The 8,304-nt window shown below is 29.8% G+C and carries 7 protein-coding genes and 1 pseudogene; 7 read left to right on the top strand and 1 reads right to left on the bottom strand.

What is annotated here, in order from left to right; all coding sequences use genetic code 11:
- Positions 1 to 190 precede the first annotated feature (190 nt).
- Genes EZH24_RS04135 through dxr form a run of 4 tightly spaced genes read left to right on the top strand, consistent with a single transcriptional unit; the run spans position 191 to position 4,474 of the window.
- The gene (locus tag EZH24_RS04135; protein WP_137997863.1) at positions 191 to 1,210 is read left to right on the top strand and encodes an ABC transporter ATP-binding protein; all 1,020 of its coding nucleotides are present in this window, start codon (positions 191 to 193) and stop codon (positions 1,208 to 1,210) included.
- Positions 1,207 to 2,790, top strand: a complete 1,584-nt coding sequence (locus EZH24_RS04130; protein ID WP_201798557.1) for an ABC transporter permease/substrate-binding protein — start codon at positions 1,207 to 1,209, stop codon at positions 2,788 to 2,790. The genes EZH24_RS04135 and EZH24_RS04130 overlap by 4 nt, the downstream gene beginning before the upstream one ends.
- Before the next feature lie 17 nt (positions 2,791 to 2,807).
- Positions 2,808 to 3,299, top strand: coding sequence for a hypothetical protein (locus tag EZH24_RS04125; protein WP_137997862.1), 492 nt, complete (start codon positions 2,808 to 2,810; stop codon positions 3,297 to 3,299).
- A gap of 26 nt (positions 3,300 to 3,325) precedes the next feature.
- Positions 3,326 to 4,474, top strand: coding sequence for a 1-deoxy-D-xylulose-5-phosphate reductoisomerase (gene dxr, locus EZH24_RS04120; RefSeq protein ID WP_137997861.1), 1,149 nt, complete (start codon positions 3,326 to 3,328; stop codon positions 4,472 to 4,474).
- Between the two features lie 3 nt (positions 4,475 to 4,477).
- Here dxr and EZH24_RS04115 read toward each other — a convergent pair whose 3' ends face one another.
- Positions 4,478 to 6,286 (bottom strand): ABC-F family ATP-binding cassette domain-containing protein, encoded by a 1,809-nt coding sequence (locus EZH24_RS04115; protein ID WP_137997860.1) that lies wholly within the window; start codon positions 6,284 to 6,286, stop codon positions 4,478 to 4,480.
- 179 nt (positions 6,287 to 6,465) lie between these two features.
- Between EZH24_RS04115 and EZH24_RS04110 the strand changes: the two genes are divergently transcribed.
- The 3 genes and pseudogenes from EZH24_RS04110 to EZH24_RS04100 all read left to right on the top strand — a co-directional run.
- The gene (locus tag EZH24_RS04110) at positions 6,466 to 7,050 is read left to right on the top strand and encodes a hypothetical protein (protein ID WP_137997859.1); all 585 of its coding nucleotides are present in this window, start codon (positions 6,466 to 6,468) and stop codon (positions 7,048 to 7,050) included.
- 139 nt (positions 7,051 to 7,189) lie between these two features.
- Positions 7,190 to 8,089: a 16S rRNA (cytosine(1402)-N(4))-methyltransferase RsmH gene (gene rsmH, locus EZH24_RS04105; RefSeq protein WP_137997858.1), complete on the top strand. Its 900-nt coding sequence runs from the start codon at positions 7,190 to 7,192 to the stop codon at positions 8,087 to 8,089.
- Between the two features lie 15 nt (positions 8,090 to 8,104).
- Positions 8,105 to 8,304, top strand: a pseudogene (locus EZH24_RS04100) (septation ring formation regulator EzrA); the annotation flags it as partial.

The raw sequence follows: 8,304 nt of genomic DNA, 5'->3' as shown, positions 1-8,304 counted from the left end.
TATTGTAGAATTTATATCCGCTCATTTTTCAAAATTCCTTTTTTTAGTTTTAATAATTCTATCAATTTAGCAAAATTATAGCATGTTTTATAAAAAATGTCAACGCTTTAATAAATAAAAAATTAATTTATATTGAAATTATTTAAAAATAGTATAATATAATAATATTAGTTCTTTTTAGGGGTAAACTATGATAAAAGTAGAAAATATCACTAAAAGATACAAAAATCATACCGTATTAAAATCAATTTCATTCGAGGTAGAAAAAGGCGAATTTGTATCGATAATCGGACCGAGCGGTTGCGGTAAAACTACTTTATTAAAAATGATTAACCGATTAATAAAACCGACTTCGGGCGAAATTTATATTAACGGCGAAAATATATACGATAAGGACCCTATAACTTTAAGAAGAAATATGGGATATGTAATACAGCAAAACGGTTTATTTCCTCACATGACTATCAAAGACAATATAGAAATTATACCTAAACTTGAAAAAAAGAATTCGGACGAAATATATAAAAGAACAATCGAACTTATGAATATGGTAGATTTAAATCCAGAAGAATATTTGAATAGATACCCTTCAGAGTTGAGCGGAGGACAACAGCAGAGAATCGGAGTCGCGAGAGCCTTCGCCAACGATACGGATATAGTTTTGATGGACGAGCCATTTAGCGCGCTTGACCCGATAACGAGAGCGGATTTGCAAAACGAACTTTTAACTTTGCAATCGAAATTAAATAAAACGATAGTATTTGTCACGCATGATATGGACGAGGCATTAAAACTTTCGAATAAAATATGTTTAATGAAAGACGGCGAGATAATTCAATTTGACGAACCCGAAAAAATATTGAAAGAACCCGAAAACGAATATGTGGAATCTTTTGTCGGCAAAAACAGAATTTGGGATAATCCAGAATATATAAGAGCGGAAGATATAATGGCAAATATAAATTATAATAACGGAATAACGGGATTTTTTACTTTGATAGCGAATAAGGGAAAATATAGAAAAATTCCAAAAATCAAATACGATGAAAATATAACATCCGTCTTAAAAATATTGGAAGAAAATAAAGCGGGAAGTTTGTATGTGGTAAACGAAAAAAATAAAATAATAGGAATAATAACTCAAAACGAGCTTGTCGCGATATTAAATCAAAAATTTATAAAAGAAGAGATTGAGGAGCTTAACTCTTGAATATAATATCGGAATTCTTAATCTATATAATAGAACGGAGAGCGGAAATATTTAATCTTTTATTTCAACATATAAGATTAACGGCGTTTGCGGTAATATTTTCAATAATACTCGGCGTTCCGCTTGGAATATTGATAAAACATGTTCAAAAATTAAATAAACCGATTTTGGGATTCGCAAATATAATTCAAGCTATACCGAGTATGGCGCTTTTGGGAATATCGATTCCAATACTTGGGATAGGTTCGGCTCCAGCAATATTTATGGTTATATTATATTCTCTACTTCCAATAATAAAAAACACATATACGGGGCTTTCAAATATAAGTCCTCAAATAATAGAAGCGGCAAAAGGAATAGGATTAACAAAAACTCAAGTATTATTTAAAATACAAATTCCGTTGTCTCTGCCCGTTATAATGGCGGGAATAAGAGTTTCCGCGGTTACTTCGGTAGGTTTAATGACTATAGCCGCTTATGTAGGAGCTGGAGGATTAGGCTACTTGGTATTTGCTGGAATAAGAACTATTAATAATTATCAAATATTGGCGGGCGCAATTCCCGCATGTTTGCTCGCGCTATTCGTAGATTATATATTTTCCATAATCGAAAGATTGGTTACTCCAATTAGTTTGCAGGCAAGCGAAATAATGAAAAGAAAAGAATTGGAAGACAAAAGAAAAAAAGAAAAAATTATTATATATGTAGTAGTCGCTATCGCTTTAATTATAATAGGAACTCAAATAATAAAATTAAATATTGGCAAAAAAGAAAGTATAACAGTTTCCTCTTTAATGTTTACCGAACAGATTATATTGGGAAATATGGTTGCCGATTTGATAGAAGCGAATACCGATTTAAATGTTGAAAGAAAATTAGCGTTGGGCGGAACTCAAATAGTTTTTCAGGCTTTGGAAAGAGGAGATGTCGATTTATATGTCGATTATACGGGAACGATGTTTGCAAGTTTGCTCAATTATGCTCCGACAAACGATGCCGATTTCGTATATAATATAGTCAAAAGAGATATGAAGAGCAAATATAATATCGAAACTTTAGCTCCTTTTAATTTTAATAACACTTATGTTGTAGCCATAAGAGAAGATACTCAAAAAATATATAATATTAAAAATATTAGCGATATGCGAACGGCTTCAAAAGATTTGAAATTTTGCGGAACTTTGGAATTTATGAATAGAGCGGACGGAATAATAGGATTAACGAATATTTATTCTTTAAACTTTAAGGATTATGTCGCCATAGACGATGCTCCAAGATATATAGCTTTGGATTCAAAAGAAGTCGATGTTATAACGGCGTTTTCTACGGACGGACTTTTGAAAAAATTCTCTCTTATAACTTTGGAAGACGATAAAAAATTCTTTCCTCCATATTACGCGGTCCCTTTTATTAGAACGGAAACTTTAAATAAATATCCTCAAATTGCGGAAATTTTGGAAAAATTGGGCAATTTACTTAACGAAGAAACCATGATAGAATTAAATTATCAAGTTGACGAATTGCAGAAAGACCCAAAAGAAGTCGTTAGGGAATTTCTTACAGAGAATAAATTAAACTAATAAATAGGAGTTATAAAATGAAAAAGATTATAATTTTATTTTTAATGTTTTCCGCTATAGTTTTCGCAGAATGGCAATACGGTATGCACCATAATGAATATGGTATAAATTGGCATGATTTTACAGTCTATGATAATGATACAAAATCAAAGTTTCAAGTTTCTGTAACTACAGATGTTGGAAACGGTTTTTCTTCGGTAAGGATTTATAATGATAATATAAAAGAAAATAATAATTTATTCTTATACATAAAAGATAATTCTGGAAATATTATGGATTATAGTATATTTAAAAAAGACATAAAAAATGAAATTATAGGAATTCATGATGCAAATAATTATAGTAGAGGAATTACTTTAACAAAATTATTAGTATCTGCACAATCTGTAGAACTATATAATAATGATACGGAAGAAATTTTAGCTACATTTGATACAAAAGGATTAAAAGAAATTTTACAGAAAAGACTTGGGAATTCATATTGGTATAAATATAAATTAAACGATTAATTAATTTTAGAATAAAAAATATAACAATGAAAAAAAAAGTTCTTATACTCGGTTCGACTGGTTCGATAGGAAATAATACATGCTCGGTTATTAGAGAGTTCGATAAAGATTTTGAAATTGTCGGGCTTTCCACAAATTCTAAAATTGATATTCTAAAAAATCAAATAAAAGAATTTAATCCTAAAAAAATTCATATATCTTCAGAATCCGCATTGAACGATTTAAAAAACGATTTGAAAGAAAAAAAAATTATTTATGAAGGAAATATAACAGAATTTGTTAGAGATATTGAATTCGACATATTGGTAAACGCATTGACGGGATACGCTGGATTTTTACCAACGATAGAAGCGATAAAAAAAGGAAAAACGATAGCGCTCGCAAATAAAGAAACTTTGGTTGTCGGAGGAGATATAATAAACGATTTTGTAAAAAAATATAATGCAAGTTTGATTCCTATTGACAGCGAACATTCGGCGATATTTCAAATATTAAGACATTTCAAAGACGCTCCGATTTCAAAAGTCATAATAACGGCTTCGGGAGGACCTTTCTTAAAAACTAAAAAAGAAGAATTAAAAAATGTCACCGTTGAAATGGCTTTGAAACATCCCACTTGGAATATGGGCGGAAAAATTACGATAGACAGTGCGACAATGATGAATAAAGGTTTTGAAGTCATAGAAGCGCATCATTTATTTAATTTGGATTACGAAAAAATCGAAACAATAATTCATCCTCAAAGTTTAATTCATTCGATGGTTGAATTCGTTGACGGAGAGATTTACGCTCAAATCGGAAAAAACGATATGAGGCTTCCTATTCAACATGCCCTAACCTACCCCGAAATTATAAACACTCCTTTTGAAAAATTAAAATTGCATGAGCATTCGGAAATTAATTTTTATAAAATGGATTTTGATAAATTCGTTATGCTTAAATTGGCTTACGAATGCGGTAAAAAAGGAGGACTCTATCCTTGCGTTTTGAATGCCGCAAACGAGATATGCGTTTATTCTTTTTTGGAGAAAAAAATCGGCTTTACGGATATATTCGATATTGTCCAAAAAATTTGCGACAGAGAAATAAACATTCCGCTTACAATCGAAAATATTATAAAAACGGACAAAGAAATCAGAGAAGAAACTTTACATGAAGTAGAATTATTACAATAATTTTTATAATAATCTTTTTATGTCGTCAATCTCTTCGTTAATCGCAAGCCATTCGTTTTCGGCTTTTTCTATCAGTTTTTTAATTTCAAGTAATCTTTTGCTTTTTTCTTCGTCATAAGAAACTTCAAAAAATTTTAATAATTCTTTTTCTTCGGCTTTATAATCGTTAATTTGACTTTCGGACTTTTTTAATAGGCTTTCGCATCTTGAAAGTTTATTTCTTATTTTCTTTCTATCTTCATAACTATTATTTTTATTTTCGTTTATATCATTTTTGTTATTGTTATTATTGTTTTGAAATTTAATTTCTTCTTCCTCTTCTTTTAAGGCTTCGAGACGAGTTTTATAAACATAAGAATCGTAATCGCCCGAATAGAGAGAGATTTTTTTGTCTTTAATTTCAATAATCGTATCGGCGAGCAAACTTGTAAATGTTCTGTCATGCGAAGTGAAAAAAATCGTTCCCATATAATCTTTAAGAGAATTTGCCAAAGTTTCTACCGTTTCAAAATCCAAATGATTCGTAGGTTCGTCCAAAATCAAAACATCGGCGCATTGAGTTATTGCCGACAAAAGCGACAGCCTTGCCATTTCGCCTCCGCTTAAAACTTTAACATCTTTATTAATATCGTCTCCAGAAAATAAGAAACTTCCGAGCAATGTTAAAAGTTCCTGATGCAATAAACCTTGTTTTGCATGCTTTTTCAAATAAGATAAAACCGTGTCGTTGGCGGTTATATTTTTATAAGTGTCTTCTCCGAAATACGCGATTTTTATTCCTTGAGCGTAATTATAATTTCCCGATAGCGCTTTTATTCTGCCCGATATAGTTCTTAAAAAAGTTGTTTTGCCTTCTCCGTTTTGTCCAAGCACCGCGACTTTGCTTCCTCTAAATATTTCAATTCTTTTGCTTTCGGCTACAATTTTTTTATCGTATCCTATATTCAAATTATCCGAAATTATAGCGAAACCTTTTTTTTCTTGGACCGCAGGCAATTTTATTTTTACATTTTTTGCGGGGTGCGTTATTTCAATAGTTTTTAATTTTTCCATCTGTTTTATGCGAGATTGAACGGATTTAGCTTTAGTCGCTTTATATCTGAATCTTTCGATAAATCTCTCCAAATGAGCTTTTCTCTCTTCGATATTTTTATTATATTTTTTTATCGAGGCTTCTTTTTCTTCTTTATATTCAAAATAATCTTCTATATCCGCTGGAAAATAAGTTATTTTTCCGTTTTCTATTTCGATTGTTTTTTCGCAAGTTGTTTTTAAGAATTCTCTGTCATGAGATACGATTAAAAATCCTCCTTTATAATCGAGCAAAAAATTTTCCAAATCTATTAATGTATTCAAATCCAAAAAATTTGAAGGTTCGTCAAGCAGTAAAAAATTCGGTTCATGGAGCATCATTTCCGCAAGTTTAATTCTCATTCTATAACCGCTCGACAAATCGCCAATATTGTAATTAATTTTAATATGGTCGATTCCGAATCCGCTCGCTATTTTGGAACAAGTCCAAGATTCTTTTTTAGTCGCTCTCATAAGATAATCAATGACTTTTTCCGTTTCGTCAAAATTAGCCCCTTGCGACAAATAACCAATTTTTACTTCGTCCGAAAATATTACCTCTCCATCGTCCGCTTCCTCTTCGCCCATAAGTATTTTTATTAAAGTGGTTTTTCCCGCTCCGTTCCTTCCAATCATTCCGATTTTGGATTTTTCTTCTATAAGCAAATTTACTTTATCGAGCAAAATTTTATTAACGAAACTTTTTGACACATTGACTATATTTATAACGCTTTTTGACATATTTTATTTATTATTTTATTATAGATTTTTTGATTAAAAAGATTTTATATTAATAACGAAAAATATTCAAATAAACGCTTGACAATTTTTTTTAATATTATATAATTTGCATATAAAAAATAATAAATAACCGAAGGAAAAAAATTCGGAATAAATCTGTTTAACGGGAGTGAATTCTCATGAAAGAGAAGAGAAGAGAAGAGAAGAGAAGAGAAGAGAAGAGAAGAGAAGAGAAGAGAAGAGAAGAGAAATACTATACTTTGGCTAATTTTTTATCATTCAAGTTATTTATCGCATTATTATCATTAATATTATTCTTTTCAATTAGTTGCAAATCAAACGAAGAACCTACTGAAACTCCGCCAGCTGAACCTACTGAACCTTCAAAGCCGTCTACTCCAACTACAAAACATGAGCTTGAAGGAACTTGGATAGGTTATGATACAAATCACCATAATTCTAAAGTAGAATTAAAAATTGACGGAGATGGTAATATTACGCTTTCGCCCGAACCATACCTGAACAAAAATGATTTACCCGTCCCTTATAGCTATACAGGAAAATTAACTATAGACAACACCTTTGTTTATCCCTTTACTGCTAAAGTGTCAAATTATCTTATTACTCTTTTTTATGATGAACATGAATGCAAATTAACATTTAATAACTCATCAAATTGTGCTGCCGATTATATGAGGGCGGCAGGCTTTAAGGGTTCTGGCTTTCATGCAGACCCTACCATAGTTGATTTTACAAAACAATAAAATTTTCATAAAAACTAATTTACTATTTTCTATAATAATTTATCATTATAAAATATTTTTGTTAAAAAAATTCTAAATTAGAACTCTAAAAAATATCAATACAATAATTTATATAATAAAAAAACCGATAATATTATAAATGAATAATATTGAATACGAAATAATTCATAAGCCCGTTATGATTAACGAAGTTTTAAGTTTTATACCCGAAAATTCAAATATCGTTATAGACGCCACTTTGGGAGAGGGAGGACATACGAAAGCTATGCTCGATTTGAATCTTGAAGTTCATAGTTTTGAAAGAGATAAAAATATTTTGGAGATAGCTAAAAAAAGATTATCGAATTATAAAAAATTTCATTATTATAACGACACTTACGATAAAATGACGGATTTGCTCCCTAAAAATATAATTGGAAATGTAGATTTTGTGCTTTACGATTTGGGAGTTTCAATGTTTCATTTCAAAAAGGCAGAAAGAGGATTTTCTTTTAACGAAAATAATAAACTCGATATGAGACTCGGAATAAATGAAAAAAACGCTTATCAAGTGATTAATCAATACGACAAAAATAATTTGGAGAGAGTATTTAAAGAATACGGAGAGATAAAAAATCCTTCAAAAATAGCGGACGCGATAATAAAAGAAAGAGAGAAAAAAAATATAGAAACTTCAAAAGAATTGGAAAATATAATATTTCATAATTCGGATAAATCTAAAAAATACGGAAAAATAAATCCCGCCACTTTAATATTTCAAGCGGTGAGAATAGAAGTTAATGACGAACTTAATATATTAAAAAAATCGATAGAAAATATAAAAAATATTTTAAAAAAATACGGAGTGATAGTCATAATAAGTTATCATTCTTTGGAAGACAGAATTGTAAAAAGATTTTTTAAAGACAATGAAAAAACAAAAAATAAAGAAGGAATATTTAGACTAATAAATTCTAAAGTTTTAACTCCGACAATAGAAGAGATAAAATTAAATCCCGCAAGCAGAAGCGCAAAAATGAGAGCGGCGCAATTATTATAGAAATAGAGGCTAATCATGAGAAAGAGATTAAAAGAAAATAAAACAAAAATTGAAAATATTGAAAAAATAGAAACAAAAACCTACCCTATCGGTTCGCTTTTTATAATTATAATATTATTCGTAATAGTTATAAGCGTATTCACATTTATTAGAAATATAAAATCGGACGAAATTTTAATGGAACTTTCAAGGCTCGATAAAGAAATAGAAAAACT

Source organism: Brachyspira catarrhinii (assembly GCF_005518285.1).
GTDB classification, from domain to species: Bacteria; Spirochaetota; Brachyspiria; order Brachyspirales; family Brachyspiraceae; genus Brachyspira; species Brachyspira catarrhinii.
This window is presented reverse-complemented; position numbering and strand designations above follow the sequence as displayed.

Excerpts from the sequence above, each read along its gene's own strand:
- dxr (WP_137997861.1), top strand. The coding sequence starts at position 3,326 with ATGAAAAAAAAAGTTCTTATACTCGGTTCGACTGGTTCGATAGGAAAT.
- EZH24_RS04125 (WP_137997862.1), top strand. The coding sequence starts at position 2,808 with ATGAAAAAGATTATAATTTTATTTTTAATGTTTTCCGCTATAGTTTTC.
- EZH24_RS04110 (WP_137997859.1), top strand. The coding sequence starts at position 6,466 with ATGAAAGAGAAGAGAAGAGAAGAGAAGAGAAGAGAAGAGAAGAGAAGA.
- EZH24_RS04135 (WP_137997863.1), top strand. The coding sequence starts at position 191 with ATGATAAAAGTAGAAAATATCACTAAAAGATACAAAAATCATACCGTA.
- rsmH (WP_137997858.1), top strand. The coding sequence starts at position 7,190 with ATGAATAATATTGAATACGAAATAATTCATAAGCCCGTTATGATTAAC.
- EZH24_RS04115 (WP_137997860.1), bottom strand. The coding sequence starts at position 6,286 with ATGTCAAAAAGCGTTATAAATATAGTCAATGTGTCAAAAAGTTTCGTT.